Source organism: Bartonella sp. AP4SXKL (assembly GCF_042195845.1).
Taxonomy (GTDB): domain Bacteria; phylum Pseudomonadota; class Alphaproteobacteria; order Rhizobiales; family Rhizobiaceae; genus Bartonella.
The window spans coordinates 107,743-120,932 of record NZ_JBHIPA010000007.1 but is presented as its reverse complement, the minus strand read 5'-3'; the positions used below and the strand labels follow the sequence as shown (position 1 = coordinate 120,932).

At 36.3% G+C, this 13,190-nt stretch carries 15 protein-coding genes, 1 tRNA gene and 1 pseudogene; 11 read left to right on the top strand and 6 right to left on the bottom strand.

Annotated features, from left to right (window positions below; translation table 11 throughout):
• The 8 genes and pseudogenes from ACFIMI_RS05275 to ACFIMI_RS05240 form a co-directional block, all read left to right on the top strand.
• A pseudogene (locus tag ACFIMI_RS05275) lies at positions 1–77 on the top strand (phage antirepressor Ant); the annotation flags it as partial.
• A gap of 12 nt (positions 78–89) precedes the next feature.
• Positions 90–407 carry a hypothetical protein gene (locus ACFIMI_RS05270; RefSeq protein WP_375607465.1) on the top strand — a complete coding sequence of 106 codons (318 nt, stop codon included), beginning with the start codon at positions 90–92 and terminating at the stop codon, positions 405–407.
• Positions 408–419: 12 nt separating this feature from the next.
• Positions 420–959, top strand: a complete 540-nt coding sequence (locus ACFIMI_RS05265) for a hypothetical protein (RefSeq protein WP_375613984.1) — start codon at positions 420–422, stop codon at positions 957–959.
• Positions 959–1,360, top strand: coding sequence for a hypothetical protein (locus ACFIMI_RS05260; protein WP_375613985.1), 402 nt, complete (start codon positions 959–961; stop codon positions 1,358–1,360). Before ACFIMI_RS05265 ends, ACFIMI_RS05260 begins: the two co-directional genes overlap by 1 nt.
• A complete protein-coding gene (locus ACFIMI_RS05255; protein ID WP_273790346.1) occupies positions 1,354–1,737 on the top strand; it encodes a hypothetical protein in 384 nt (127 codons plus the stop codon). Before ACFIMI_RS05260 ends, ACFIMI_RS05255 begins: the two co-directional genes overlap by 7 nt.
• Before the next feature lie 243 nt (positions 1,738–1,980).
• Positions 1,981–2,790, top strand: coding sequence for an ERF family protein (locus tag ACFIMI_RS05250; protein ID WP_375692301.1), 810 nt, complete (start codon positions 1,981–1,983; stop codon positions 2,788–2,790).
• 1 nt (position 2,791) lies between these two features.
• Positions 2,792–3,415: a lambda exonuclease family protein gene (locus ACFIMI_RS05245; RefSeq protein WP_375692300.1), complete on the top strand. Its 624-nt coding sequence runs from the start codon at positions 2,792–2,794 to the stop codon at positions 3,413–3,415.
• 72 nt (positions 3,416–3,487) lie between these two features.
• Positions 3,488–3,691 (top strand): AlpA family transcriptional regulator, encoded by a 204-nt coding sequence (locus ACFIMI_RS05240; protein ID WP_005865986.1) that lies wholly within the window; start codon positions 3,488–3,490, stop codon positions 3,689–3,691.
• A gap of 99 nt (positions 3,692–3,790) precedes the next feature.
• Here the strand turns inward: ACFIMI_RS05240 and ACFIMI_RS05235 are convergent.
• The 4 genes from ACFIMI_RS05235 to ACFIMI_RS05220 form a co-directional block, all read right to left on the bottom strand.
• Positions 3,791–3,866, bottom strand: a tRNA-Thr gene (locus tag ACFIMI_RS05235).
• 195 nt (positions 3,867–4,061) lie between these two features.
• Positions 4,062–5,420 (bottom strand): acetyl-CoA carboxylase biotin carboxylase subunit, encoded by a 1,359-nt coding sequence (gene accC / locus ACFIMI_RS05230; RefSeq protein WP_375692299.1) that lies wholly within the window; start codon positions 5,418–5,420, stop codon positions 4,062–4,064.
• 14 nt (positions 5,421–5,434) lie between these two features.
• Complete coding sequence (gene accB, locus ACFIMI_RS05225; RefSeq protein WP_375613403.1) at positions 5,435–5,932, bottom strand: acetyl-CoA carboxylase biotin carboxyl carrier protein; 498 nt, start codon at positions 5,930–5,932, stop codon at positions 5,435–5,437.
• Positions 5,933–6,174: 242 nt separating this feature from the next.
• Entirely contained in the window at positions 6,175–7,047 is an 873-nt protein-coding gene (locus ACFIMI_RS05220) for a DsbA family protein (RefSeq protein WP_375621287.1), read from the bottom strand.
• A gap of 345 nt (positions 7,048–7,392) precedes the next feature.
• Here ACFIMI_RS05220 and glpD point away from each other — a divergent pair, with 345 nt between their 5' ends.
• From glpD to cobT, 3 genes are all read left to right on the top strand, one after another.
• Positions 7,393–8,922: a glycerol-3-phosphate dehydrogenase gene (gene glpD, locus ACFIMI_RS05215; RefSeq protein WP_375628154.1), complete on the top strand. Its 1,530-nt coding sequence runs from the start codon at positions 7,393–7,395 to the stop codon at positions 8,920–8,922.
• A gap of 699 nt (positions 8,923–9,621) precedes the next feature.
• Complete coding sequence (dusA, locus tag ACFIMI_RS05210) at positions 9,622–10,602, top strand: tRNA dihydrouridine(20/20a) synthase DusA (protein ID WP_375613406.1); 981 nt, start codon at positions 9,622–9,624, stop codon at positions 10,600–10,602.
• Between the two features lie 393 nt (positions 10,603–10,995).
• On the top strand, positions 10,996–12,003 hold the full coding sequence (cobT, locus tag ACFIMI_RS05205; protein ID WP_375628152.1) for a nicotinate-nucleotide--dimethylbenzimidazole phosphoribosyltransferase: 1,008 nt from the start codon (positions 10,996–10,998) through the stop codon (positions 12,001–12,003).
• Between the two features lie 26 nt (positions 12,004–12,029).
• On the opposite strand, the gene ACFIMI_RS05200 is transcribed toward cobT, so the two are convergent.
• Positions 12,030–12,521, bottom strand: a complete 492-nt coding sequence (locus tag ACFIMI_RS05200) for an Lrp/AsnC family transcriptional regulator (RefSeq protein WP_015856433.1) — start codon at positions 12,519–12,521, stop codon at positions 12,030–12,032.
• A 21-nt stretch (positions 12,522–12,542) separates the two neighbouring features.
• Entirely contained in the window at positions 12,543–13,172 is a 630-nt protein-coding gene (locus tag ACFIMI_RS05195; RefSeq protein ID WP_375613408.1) for a uracil-DNA glycosylase family protein, read from the bottom strand.
• Between the last annotated feature and the right edge of the window lie 18 nt (positions 13,173–13,190).

Genomic DNA, 13,190 nt, shown 5'->3' with positions numbered 1-13,190 from the left:
TCATTCCTTGCGCAAAAATCACAGCAAAAGGAATTGGTGTGCTGTCTCAAGAGCTTAAAAGACAAAGCATGCATTAAGAGGAGGTTATCATGATAAAAAAGAAATATAAACTCACTGATGAAACAATCAAAATTGATGGAATAACGCTTTATCGCATACGCGCCTTAAAAGATTTTGATGATGTCAAAGAAGGCGACCTTGGAGGCTTTGTCGAGAGTGAATGGAATCTTAGCCATGATGATAATTGCTGGGTTGGAGGCAATGCTTGTATTTATCAAAATGCATATATCTCTGAAAATGCGAAGGTTTATGATGATGCCGAAGTTTATAATAACGCAAAAGTTCGTGGTAATGCCATAGTAGCCGGCGATACAGCATTTTATGGAAGTGACGCTATTTTAAGGTAGGGGGGATAAATCATGGAAAAAAAATACGAATTGACTGATGAAATGGATGAAGTTGGCGGACGCACGCTTTACCGCATACGTGCATTAAAAGATTTTGGAAATGTCAAAAAAGGTGACCTTGGCGGTTTTATTGAAAAGGAAGGCAATCTTAGTCATGGGGGCGATTGTTGGGTTGGAGATTATGCTAGGGTTTATGATAATGCTCGTGTTTATCAAAATGCACATATTTCCGGTTATGCCTATGTTTATGGTGATGCGCGGGTTTATGGAGATGCACTCGTTTCTGATGAAGCAAAAGTTTACAATTATGCAGAAATTTACGGTGATGCATACGTTTACGGTGACGCTAAAGTTTTTGATCATGCACATGTTTATGGCAATTCTCATGTTTATTATGAAGCATATGTTTACGATAAGGCAAGCGTTTATGGAAATGCAAAAGTTGGCGGTAATACACACATTTACGGAAATGTAAAAATTTACGGTGATGCGGATTTACGTTGTGAAGATTGGATTGGCAGCAATAGCAGAATATCCACTGGAGCAAACTAATGGAAAAGAAGTACGAACTTACTGATGAGAAAGCTGAGTTTAAAGGGGTAACTCTTCACCGTATCCGCGCTTTAAGAGACTTTGGAGTTATTAAAAAAGGTAATTTAGGCGGCTTTATAGAACATGAAAACAACCTATCGCATCATGGTAATTGCTGGGTAGGTGGTAATGCATTCGTCTTATCTTGTGCTTGCGTTTACGATAATGCTCAAGTTTATGATGATGCTGAAGTTTATGGTAGTGCACGAATTAAACATAATGCACATGTTTACGGTTTTGCCGAAGTTTATGGAATGGCAACAGTTTCCGGTAATGCACGTATTTATGGCGACGCAAAAATTTATCGTGATGCGGATATTGATGGCGATAACGTCATGTCCACTGGAGAAAAAGCATGGTGAAAAAATACGAATTGACTAATGAAACCACCGATATTGTAAGTTGCCATACATTGTACCGCATTCGTGCTTTAAGAGATTTTGATGATGTTAAGGCTGGGGACCTTGGGGGCTTTATAGAAAATGAAAGCAATCTCTCTCATGATGGCAATTGCTGGGTCTATGATAATGCTTGTGTTACTTGGGGTTCAAAAATTTATGACAATGCAAAAATTTATAATAACGCCCGAGTATATGGTGGTGGTCGCATTTTTGAAAACGCACAGATTTACGGAAATGCAATTGTTTATCCCAATGCAAGAGTTTATGGCGACGCAAAAATTTACGGAGATTCAGAGATCTGCGGAGAAAGCCGTATCACAACAAACGAGAAAAAATAAATCATGTATAAATATGGAATTAAACCTACCTTGTGTGCACAGTTAGTTGTGAGAAATACTCACAATCTAGGTGAACTTTGTATCACTATCTCTGGGTATAAAGACGAGCCTTATGTAGATACCATAATTTCTGAAGACATAATGCAACCTATAAAATCCAAACTCTAACAACCAAACAACATTTTTAAACACCAGCGTGATTCACGCCACGGGTGAATTGCGCTCAAATAGGAGGAAATCAAGATGAGTGAACTAAGTACCACACGAACGGAATTAGTGGAAAAAACGAACGATTGTGAAATCAAATCTACAGCTATGGAGCTTATTTTAGAAAGAGCTTTAGAAAATGATGTCGATATGGATCGTCTCAAGCGTCTTCTTGAATTGCGAGAAAAGGAGATAGAACGACAAGAGCGTCAAAACTTTGTCCGTGATCTTTCTACTATACAAGTGGAATATAAAAATATCGAACAAAATGCCATTAATACACATACTAAAAGCCTCTATACAACGCTTGATAAATATATTGATGCTATTAAAGAACCTCTTGCAAAACATCACTTTGCCTTGTTCTCTCGTATCAAAGACCAGAGTTCAAATGACATAACTGTAGAAATGACTTTAAAGCATATATCGGGCAATGAAATATCAACAGAAGGAACATTTCCCATTGATGCTACGGGAAGCAAAAATAACACACAAGCGGTTGGTTCTACTATAAGCTACGCACGTAGATATCTCTTAGGCATGCTTCTTAATGTTGCAAGAAAAGAAGACGATACAGATGGAATAACACTTCTTGCGGGTATCTCTTCTGAACAGATGAATGAAATCAAAGAATTAATTAAAAAAACACAATCTGAAGAAAGTAGGCTTCTCTCTTTCATAGGAGTAAAAAATCTAAAAGATATGTCTTTTAAACAAGCACAAACCGCTTTGTTTGCTTTGAAAAAAAAGCAGCGAAAGCAAATGAATAAAGCACAACAAGAGCAATTAGATGCACCTATACAAGATATTGAATATGCACCAACTCAACAACAAACGGCGGTGTGAAATGGAACAAAGAACAGCACAATGGTTTCAGGCCCGCTTGGGTAAAGTCACTGCATCTAATGTCTACAGCGTACTCAGTAAGACAGCTAAAGGCTTGCCTACCAGCAAATATGAAGACTACAAAACGAAACTCATGACAGAACGCTTAATAGAGGAAATAAGCCAATCTTATACAACACCTGCTATGCAATGGGGTATCGAACATGAAGAAGATGCCTTAAGAGAATATGAATTCATTTATGACGCAGAAGTCACAAGATGCGGGTTTATCCCACACCCCAAAATGGAAATGGCGGGGGCTAGTCCTGATGGGTTGATTGGAGAGGACGGTTTAATAGAAGTCAAATGTCCACAATCAACCACGCATTTGCGTTTTTTTATTTATGACGAAATCAAGCCTGAATATATCGCACAGATGCAATTCCAAATGGCATGCACTGGACGCAAATGGTGTGATTTCATGAGCTATAATCCAAACTTTGTAGGCAAATCTACTGGTTTGAGAATGAAAATCAAACGCGTCCTCCGTGATGAGAAACACATTGAAGAGATCAATAAAGCGGTCGAAATCTTTTTAGGGGAAATAGAACAAGAGATGCAAAAGATTTTGGCAAAAGCTGCTTAAACCTATGGGGGTGCTCTCTCCTTCCAGCACTCCCACCCATTTAATTAATATAAAAAAGAGAAAGGTAATGAGATGATATTTGATGATGGAGATAGATATGTAACGACACGTGAGTGTGCACAGCTTTTTAGTGTATCCACAACAACGATTCGCAATTGGGTGCTTCAGGGGTTGTTTCCGGAGCCATATAAGCTAGGGAGAGCAGTGAGATGGAGAAAAAAAGAGATCTTAGCCTTCACTCCAAAGAAAAATAAGGAGCAAATAAGAACAAATTAGGTAAAATTATATAAACTGTAGAAGGTGGTCTAAAAGGTGGTCTGAAAATGGCTATTTAAAGAAAAAATCTATATATTTCAATATGTTCAAGAAATAAAATGGTGCCCCCAGAGAGACTCGAACTCCCGACCCCCTGATTACAAATCAGGTGCTCTACCAACTGAGCTATAAGGGCGTAACCATGTAGGAGTTAGCACAAACTAACAAAAAGGAAAACAGAAAATTATTAAATTTTATGTATATTAAAAGAAAACTATATAAAAAATAACCAATTTATTTCCTTTTTCCACTTTTTACAGCAAGGTTGGAACTATCCTTATGTTGATATCTTATAGAATCTTTTATAAGAATGCACCGTTTTGCTATCGAATTACGAATCTAAAGACTTTGATTGATGAGCAAGGTAATTTTCTAGCCAGTGAATATTATAATTACCATCAGCAACATCTTGATTATTAATAAGATCGCGAAAAAGAGGTAGTGTAGTTTTTATCCCATCGACGACAAATTCATCTAAAGCACGCCGTAAACGCATCATACATTCTAAACGGGTACGTCCATGAACAATCAGCTTTCCAATCATGCTATCATAGTAAGGAGGGATACGATAACCTGAATAAGCGCCTGAATCAACACGAATCCCTAAACCTCCAGGTGTATGAAAATGTGTAATGGTTCCAGGTGATGGCGTAAAGTTAATGGGATCTTCTGCATTAATACGGCATTCAATGGCATGACCAGAAAAACAGACTTCATCTTGTGTCACTGAAAGTTTACAGCCTGATGCAATATGGATTTGTTCGTGGACTAAATCTATACCTGTAATTGCTTCAGTTACAGGATGCTCGACTTGTAAACGTGTATTCATTTCAATAAAATAAAATTCGCCATTTTCATAAAGAAATTCAATAGTACCAGCTCCACGATATCCAAGTTGGGCACAAGCATTTGCAACAATATTTCCAATTTTTTTCCGTTCAGTTTCATTAAGTGCAGGTGACGTAGCTTCTTCCCATACTTTTTGATGCCGTCGTTGAAGTGAACAATCGCGTTCTCCTAAATGAATAGCATTTCCCGCACCATCACCTATGACTTGAATTTCAATATGACGGGGTTTTTCTAAATATTTTTCTATGTAAACAGCGTCATCACCAAAAGCAGCTTTCGCTTCTGAACGTGTCGTTTTGAGAGCTATAGAAAATTCTTGTTCAGAATGAACAACCTTCATACCACGTCCACCACCACCGGCAGAAGCTTTGATAATAACTGGATAACCAATTTCACGAGCAGTGCGTAAAGCATCTGATTCTTCAGTGACTGCTCCATCTGAACCTGGAACTACAGGAATACCAAGTTTTTTGGCGGTTTTCTTTGCTTCGATTTTATCGCCCATGATGCGGATATGAGTAGCTGTTGGACCGATGAATGTAATATCATGGGCTTCTAGAACATCTGCAAATTTTGCATTTTCAGAAAGAAAGCCATAACCTGGATGAACAGCATCCGCTCCTGTAATTTCACAAGCAGCAATAATTTGCTGAATACTCAAATAAGAATCACGAGCGGGAGGAGGGCCAATACAAACACTTTCGTCAGCAAGACGAACATGCATTGCATCTGCATCAGCGGTAGAGTGAACAGCCACGGTTTTTATGCCAAGTTCTTTACATGCACGTAAAACGCGAAGAGCAATTTCTCCTCGATTAGCAATGAGGATTTTTCGAATCATAGTTGCCCCTCGCTTTATTCAACAATAATAAGTGGTTCACCAAATTCAACAGGTTGACCATCTTTGACAAGAACAGTGGTTACCGTACCGGAGCGCGGTGATGAAATTTGATTCATTGTTTTCATGGCTTCAATAATAAGTAATGTCTCCCCTTCAGAAACATTTTGTCCTACTTCTACAAAAGGTTGTGCGCCTGGTGAGGGTGCAAGATAAGCTGTTCCAACCATTGGAGAGGTTATTGTGTTTTTTGATTTATCTTCTTGGATAGATTGTATAGGAGATTCAGCTGTTGGAACTGGAGAAGATGTTACAGAAAAAGTAGGAGTAGAAACAGGGGCATAGATTGCTTGCTCAGAAGAAGTTAAGGTATTTTGGCGTGAGACACAAATACGAAGCTCCCCTTGTTCAACTTCAATGTTCGTTAAATTTGTATCATTCAAAATTTCAGCAAGATCACGAATAATTTTCGTATCAATTGCGGTTTTTGCCGAATCCATTTTTTTTGTTGCCATTTTATTTCTAACTCCTTGATCAATGAAGATCGTCATTATCTCATTTTATGACCGAATATCTCTAGATTAGGGATGACATCTTTTGAGGCTTTAAAGATTTTTATTTCCTTTAAATCATTATACTTTGCAATTTAAAACTTGTATCTGCTTTACGTAAAATTGCACTTATAAGCCTGTTATCAAAAAAGAGAAAGCATAAAATTACCTCATTTACAGTATTCTTCCTAAAACGGATCAGGTATTCACTGTGTATTATCTATCGCTTGTTTTAGAATATCTTGTCTGGCTGCGCCGATGAATATTTTATCACCAATGATGTAAGAAGGTGTTCCCGTAATATGAAGTGCAGAGGCAATTTGAATGTTTTCTTTAAAAGCGTTTTGCAGAGTGGGATCTTTTATTGCATTATGTAGTTTTTTTTCATCTGCTCCTAATGAAACAGCTACTTTAATAGCTTTAGCTTCATTTGCACGACCCTGATACATTAAAAGCGTTTTGTGAAACTGAGGATATTTCTCTGGAAATTGTTTTCGAAATGCGTAGGCAACAGTATGGGCTGCCATAGAATCAGAGCTTAAAATTGGTAAGTCCTTGATAATAACCTTTAAATCTGGATATTCTTTTATCAAGTCTTCTATATTTGAATAGGAAATTTTACAATAACCACAGTTGTAATCAAAAAAATTGACAAGCACTCTTTTACCATTTGGGTTTCCCAAAACAGCGTCATGAGGAGAATGAAAAATCTCTTTTTCTAATGAATGAATGACAGAAGTTTGTTTTTGGTTTTCGTATTCATTCTGTTTTTCCAGCTTATCTTGAAGAATAAGCTGCATTTCAATCATAATTTCTGGATGAGTAAGAAGATATTCTCTGACGATTTGTTGAATATGATGAGAATCAGTATGTGGTATCATTTTTTCTTTAAGCTTAGATAAAAAGCTAGAATCTTCCAAAAGTTGTGATTTAAGCTTTTCTAAGCTTAAATCATTTGCTGTTTTTGAGTGTGATGTTGCGTTTGATAAAGAAGGTAAAAAGATTAAAATACTCGACATAACTATGACTAAAATTTTTGAAAAAAGTGTTATTTTCGAGTTTTGAGAGTGATAATTCATTTGTATACCTTCACATTTTTTAGGGTGTCATTGAGTGAACTATATGAAAAGCGCTATCTATGTGCAATGAAGCATTTAGTTATAGTGTATCTTTAAGAATGAGAAAAAACATCAATTTTTCTCTAAAAAGATTTCATATGATAAACCTTGGCTTGGTAAGGATTATGTTTTGTAAAAGATAAAAAAAATCTCTTTAATTTGTCAAATGTTGTTTTGATGTATAAGGGTATCAAAAGCTTTTTGTGCGTGTTTATTTTAGGAAAAAGTACGTTGATAATACAATGAAGAACATTTGTATTATTTTTTCCTGTTGCTTTATTGAGTACTGAGAAACAAAATTAAATAATGAAAAGTGAAATTATGAAAACCACAACACATTATGATCTGTTTATCATTGGAGGAGGGATAAACGGCTGTGGATTGGCAAGAGATGCAGCAGGACGCGGATTTAAAGTGGGATTGGCTGAAATGAACGATCTTGCATCTGGGACCTCAAGTGCGTCAACAAAGCTTATTCATGGTGGGCTTCGTTATCTTGAACACTATGAGTTCAAACTTGTTCGTGAAGCATTGAAAGAACGCGAGATTATTTTACGTATGGCTCCACATATTGTGCGTCCTTTGCGTTTTCTCCTTCCTTATCATAAAGAATTGCGCCCTGCTTGGATGTTGCGTTTTGGACTTTTTATTTATGATTATTTAGGGAATTGGAATCAGAAATTGTGGCGCAGTAAAACGATTAATTTTTCACAAAAATTTTGCTCTACACTGAAGAAAGAATATCAGAGAGGTTTTGAATATTCTGATGCAAGAGTAGATGATGCGCGTTTAGTTATTGGCAATGCTCGTGATGCAGAAAAGTGGGGAGCTGATATAAAAGTACGAACAGAAGTTCTCTCTTTAAAAAAAGAAGACAATAAATGGCGTATCTTTCTTCAAGACAAGTTAAGTAGCAAAGAATATAGTGTCACAGCTTCTTATGTCGCGAATATGACAGGTCCTTGGATTGATCATGTTTTAGCAAGCATATTAGATTGTAAAGAACATTCACCAGTACGGCTTGTTAGAGGTTCTCATATTTTGGTTCCCAAGCTTTATACTCATGATCGTGCTTATATTTTTCAAAATGGTGATGGGCGTATTATATTTGCTATTCCGTATCAAGAAGAGTTTACCTTACTTGGAACAACAGATTGTAATTATCAAGGAGATCCGGCTGACGTTCATATTACTGATACAGAAATTGATTATATTTGTGCAGCAGCCAGTGAATATTTCATACAACCAGTGTTGCCTGAAACGATTGTCTGGTCTTACTCGGGAGTTCGTCCACTCTATGATGATGGAGCTTCAAAAGCACAAGAAATTACGCGCGATTATGTTTTAAAAGAAATGGGAACAGGAACGACACCAAAGATACTTAATCTTTATGGTGGAAAGATTACAACTTATCGTAAGTTGGCTGAAGATGCGATGAAATTTGTTGAAAAAGAGCTTGGTAAAAAGAGAGCATCATGGACGGCTAAGGCAGTACTTCCAGGGGGTGATTTTCCCTATAACAAATTAGATACAATCGAAAATAGGATTGCTCTTTTGATGCCAGATTTAGATGCTTTTACACATCGCAGGCTTGCACGCTCCTACGGTACGGAAGCATTGGTGATCTTTGCACATGGTAAGGCAAATAAAGGAAAAAATTTTGGACATGGGCTTTATGAAGTAGAAGTAAAATGGTTGATGGAAAAAGAATGGGCTAAAGTATGTGAAGATGTGTTATGGCGTCGTTCAAAACTGGGTCTCCTATTTAATGAACAAGAGGTTGATACTCTTTCTTCCTATATGCAAAGCCAACAAGAGATTGAACAACTTTTATGATCATTTTATTTTACAGATTTTATCTGCAATATTGTAAAATATTTTCCTTAAAGAGATACTGATATCAGTCATAGATATTAAAAAGGCAATGGCTGTCTATACCCTGATTTTAGTTTTTTTTGCAAGAATCACAAAATGGCAAAATTAGATAGAATATTTAGGATGAAATTTGTCTATCTTATAAAGTGAAATTCAAGAATGTTACCAAGAATAACTCATTGAAAAAAATGATTTATAATTAGATTCATGTGAAATAAGGATTTTTATTCTTTCTTTAGGAGAAGATAAAGATACTTTCTGTAGCATTTATTTGCACAATAAGTTAAAAAAATCTAAAGAAAATTAAATCTATTATAAAAAATTGTATAATGTGTTAGTTTAGCATTTATTATCTTAAATGCTGTGCTAAATCATGTAAGGATGGAGGCTTGATGAGCGTAAGAAGAACTTGTAAATGAGTTTTTTATATTATGGTGAAAATCTTCTTTTTTCATGTTTATATACCTAAACACTAATCTATGAGAAATGCGATATTGTGTTTTATCATGATTGATTGTAGTAAACCTTGATATCAATTGAAAATAATGAACTGTTATTATACTCATGATAGTATAAGAGAATAAAATTTTCCGTAAACTAAAAGTAAGTATTTTTCTATGTATAAAGAGAGAGCTATAGGGACGTGAGAGTAATACCCTCATGATATTTTACAACCTTCCATCGCCTATAAAATTTGCAGTAGCACCAATGTTGGACTGGACAGACCGACATTGCAGGTTTTTTTATCGTCTTTTAACGAAAAAAGCTCTCCTTTATACGGAAATGATGGTAGCAGATGCTGTCATTCATGGTGTTCGCGAACAATTGTTGGCTTTTAGCGATAAAGAACGTCCAGTTGCATTACAACTAGGGGGGGCTGATCCGAGAAAGTTAGCAGAAGCTGCACGAATTGCTGAGGATTTTGGCTACAACGAAATAAATCTTAATGTCGGGTGCCCATCAAATCGTGTTCAAGCAGGTGTCTTTGGGGCTTGTTTGATGCTACATCCAGACATTGTGGCAAATGCCGTGGAAGCGATGAAACGAGAGGTTACTATACCTGTAACTGTCAAATGTCGGATTGGAGTGGACGAACAAGATGAAGAGTTAGCGTTAGATCTTTTGGCTAATCAGGTTTGGAATGCTGGATGTGATGCGCTCTGGATACATGCACGCAAGGCATGGCTGCAAGGATTGAGTCCGAAAGAAAACCGTAATATTCCGCCCCTTAATTATGAAAGAGTTTACAAATTAAAACGTAAATATCCTCATAAATTCATTGGGATAAATGGTGGAATTAAATCGATTGATGAGATCAAAGAACACTTAACTTTCTGTGATGCTGTCATGGTTGGTCGCCAAGTTTATCATAATCCAGCTTTGTTAAAACATATTGATTTTGAACTCTATGGTGAGACGCAAAATAATCTGAGTGAGAGTGATCTTATTGAGGTTATGTGTGATTATACAGCTCGACATATTGCATCGGGGGGGCGGCTTTCTCATGTGACACGTCACATGATTGGTTTATTTCATGGGCGGGGTGGGGCACGTCGATGGAGGCAAATATTATCAAATGATGCGACAAAACCAAATGCAGATATATGTATTTTAAAAGAAGCTTTTTATGCTCTCATTTAATAATAGCCTAATAATTAACATATATTAAAGTTGAGATCCTTTGCGTTTGGATGTCTTTGCGATAATTTTGATCTCTTCAATTTTATAAGTTTTTGAAAGTTTATAACTTTTATTATGCATAAGAATTGTTGGAATGTATATATTAAACGGCATGCTGATTATGCCTATTAAATAAAAAATAGGTTAAGGGTATCACTGTAAAGGTAATCATAAGATATTAATAACATTTTGAATCTTGCACGTTTGTTATTAGGGTTGAAAATAGAATGTAGAAATTATTGCTTTCATAGTATTTAACATTTTTAAAGCACTGTTAAAAAAACAATAAATTATTCATATCCTGTATATATGACGGGATTTTCATAAACATTGTAGATTTTAAAAGGTATCCTTATGACCGCTAGTCCATTTGATGATTTTCGTGCTTTGCTTACAAATTTACCTGTTGCTGATGAGTTTTCTATAATTTTGGCAAAAAAACGGCAAAAAGACTTAACAAAAGAGCAAGGAACATTAGGAAAACTAGGAGATATTGCTGTTTGGTATGCGGGGTGGAGGGGTACAGAAAAACCTATCGTAACGAGACCTTTGGTCGCTATTTTTTCTGGAAATCATGGTATTGTAGAGGAGAATATTACACCATTTCCACAATCTATGACACAAAAAATGGTAGAAAATTTTGCCTCTGGTGGAGCTGCTATCAATCAAATTTGTATTGCTTATGATCTTGGATTAAAAATATTTGATTTAGCATTAGAATATCCAACAATGAATATTACGAAGGATGCCGCAATGGATGAGCGGAGTGCGGCTGCTACAATGGCATTTGGAATGGAATCCATTGCGGGTGGAACAGATCTTTTATGTATTGGAGAAATGGGAATTGGAAACACAGCAATAGCTTCAGCTTTATGCTTAGCATTGTTTGGAGGGGAAGTGGAAGAATGGACAGGAAATGCTATGGAATCAGAAGGTGATTTTTATCAGCGTAAAATTGCAGCGGTTAAGACAGCTATTTCTTTGCACAAGGATTATTTCAATGATCCTTTTGAGATAATGCGTCGCTTAGGAGGACGTGAGATTGCTGCTATGGTTGGTGCTATTTTAGCAGCAAGAATAGAAAAAATACCCGTTATTTTAGATGGTTTTGTGGCAACAGTAGCTGCAGCGGTTCTTTATAAAATGCATCCAAAAGCTCTTGATCATACCCTTGTTGGACATGTTTCTTCTGAGACAGCTCATCGTAAACTTTTAAAAAAAATTGGCAAAGAACCACTTCTAGATTTGGGGATGCGTCTTGGTGAAGGGACAGGAGCAGCTATGGCAGCTGGTATCGTCAAAGCCGCTGTTTTAACACATGCACAAATGGCAGTTTTGGAACAAGAAAGTTTGAATGCCTAAAAGATCATGAGACGGATATAAAAATCTTAAGAGTTTTGTTCATGCGTCTTGTCGTGTAATTTAATATAATTAAGTGGAAGTTCCGTTGTATATTTAATCTGTTCCATTGCGAAAGAAGATGAGACATCACGGATATCAATTTTAGAAATTAATTTTTTATAAAAAAGATCATAAGCTTCAATGTTGGGCACAACAACACGCAATAAATAGTCAATATCTCCACTCATTCGATAAAATTCAATGACTTCACGGAATTCTTGCACAATTTTTGAAAAACGCTTAAACCATTCATGACTATGTGTATTTGTGCGAATAGACACAAAAACAGTGACGTGTGCGTTTACTTTTTCTGGAGAAAGAACAGCAACACGACGCTGAATGACGCCATCTTCTTCAAGTTTTTGAATTCTACGCCAGCAAGGAGTGGTCGAAAGTCCCACTTTTTTAGCAATATCAGCAACAGAAAGTGTCGCATTTTCTTGCAAAAGATGTAAAATTTTTCGGTCAAGACGATCCATATTTTTTCTCAATATTTTAATTTATAAAAATTTACGCACTAAACAACGCAGATATACAATAAGCTCATCGTTAAACCATGGGTTTTTCTGTAACCAAGAAGTATTTCGCCATGACGGATGAGGCAAAGGCATAACATTATAGCCTCGAGGTTGAGGAATGGAAAGAATATTTCTCCAATCACCAACAGTTGCAGAAACGGTTTTATGTTTTAATTCTGTAATGTGCCACTTTTGCGCATAACTGCCAATAGCAAGAACAAGCTTTATTTGAGGCATTGCCTGAAATATCTTTTCATGCCATATTTCTCGACATTCACGTCTTGGTGGTAAATCAGCTTTATTTTTATCATAACCTGGAAAACAAAATCCCATAGGAACAATAGCAAAGAGAGATTTATTATAAAATTCTTCTTTCGTGACACCTAGCCAATTACGCAATTTTTCGCCAGAGCGATCATTAAAAGGGATAGAAGTTTCATGGACACGCAACCCTGGCGCTTGGCCTGCAATTGCAATCGAAGCAGTATCGGATAAATAAACGACAGGGTTTGGTTCATGAGGAAGAGGAGGAAAATAATGGGGTTGTTGGACGCAAACACGACAGGAATAGATCTCTTTTTCAAGTTTGATAATTGGGCTACATTGTTTCATTAGTAAATAAAATTAAAA

Bases quoted from the DNA above. Each gene is read 5' to 3' on its own strand.
- ACFIMI_RS05270 (WP_375607465.1), top strand. From the start codon at position 90: ATGATAAAAAAGAAATATAAACTCACTGATGAAACAATCAAAATTGAT.
- ACFIMI_RS05265 (WP_375613984.1), top strand. From the start codon at position 420: ATGGAAAAAAAATACGAATTGACTGATGAAATGGATGAAGTTGGCGGA.
- ACFIMI_RS05260 (WP_375613985.1), top strand. From the start codon at position 959: ATGGAAAAGAAGTACGAACTTACTGATGAGAAAGCTGAGTTTAAAGGG.
- ACFIMI_RS05255 (WP_273790346.1), top strand. From the start codon at position 1,354: ATGGTGAAAAAATACGAATTGACTAATGAAACCACCGATATTGTAAGT.
- ACFIMI_RS05250 (WP_375692301.1), top strand. From the start codon at position 1,981: ATGAGTGAACTAAGTACCACACGAACGGAATTAGTGGAAAAAACGAAC.
- ACFIMI_RS05245 (WP_375692300.1), top strand. From the start codon at position 2,792: ATGGAACAAAGAACAGCACAATGGTTTCAGGCCCGCTTGGGTAAAGTC.
- ACFIMI_RS05240 (WP_005865986.1), top strand. From the start codon at position 3,488: ATGATATTTGATGATGGAGATAGATATGTAACGACACGTGAGTGTGCA.
- accC (WP_375692299.1), bottom strand. From the start codon at position 5,420: ATGATTCGAAAAATCCTCATTGCTAATCGAGGAGAAATTGCTCTTCGC.
- accB (WP_375613403.1), bottom strand. From the start codon at position 5,932: ATGGCAACAAAAAAAATGGATTCGGCAAAAACCGCAATTGATACGAAA.
- ACFIMI_RS05220 (WP_375621287.1), bottom strand. From the start codon at position 7,047: ATGAATTATCACTCTCAAAACTCGAAAATAACACTTTTTTCAAAAATT.
- glpD (WP_375628154.1), top strand. From the start codon at position 7,393: ATGAAAAGTGAAATTATGAAAACCACAACACATTATGATCTGTTTATC.
- dusA (WP_375613406.1), top strand. From the start codon at position 9,622: ATGATATTTTACAACCTTCCATCGCCTATAAAATTTGCAGTAGCACCA.
- cobT (WP_375628152.1), top strand. From the start codon at position 10,996: ATGACCGCTAGTCCATTTGATGATTTTCGTGCTTTGCTTACAAATTTA.
- ACFIMI_RS05200 (WP_015856433.1), bottom strand. From the start codon at position 12,521: ATGGATCGTCTTGACCGAAAAATTTTACATCTTTTGCAAGAAAATGCG.
- ACFIMI_RS05195 (WP_375613408.1), bottom strand. From the start codon at position 13,172: ATGAAACAATGTAGCCCAATTATCAAACTTGAAAAAGAGATCTATTCC.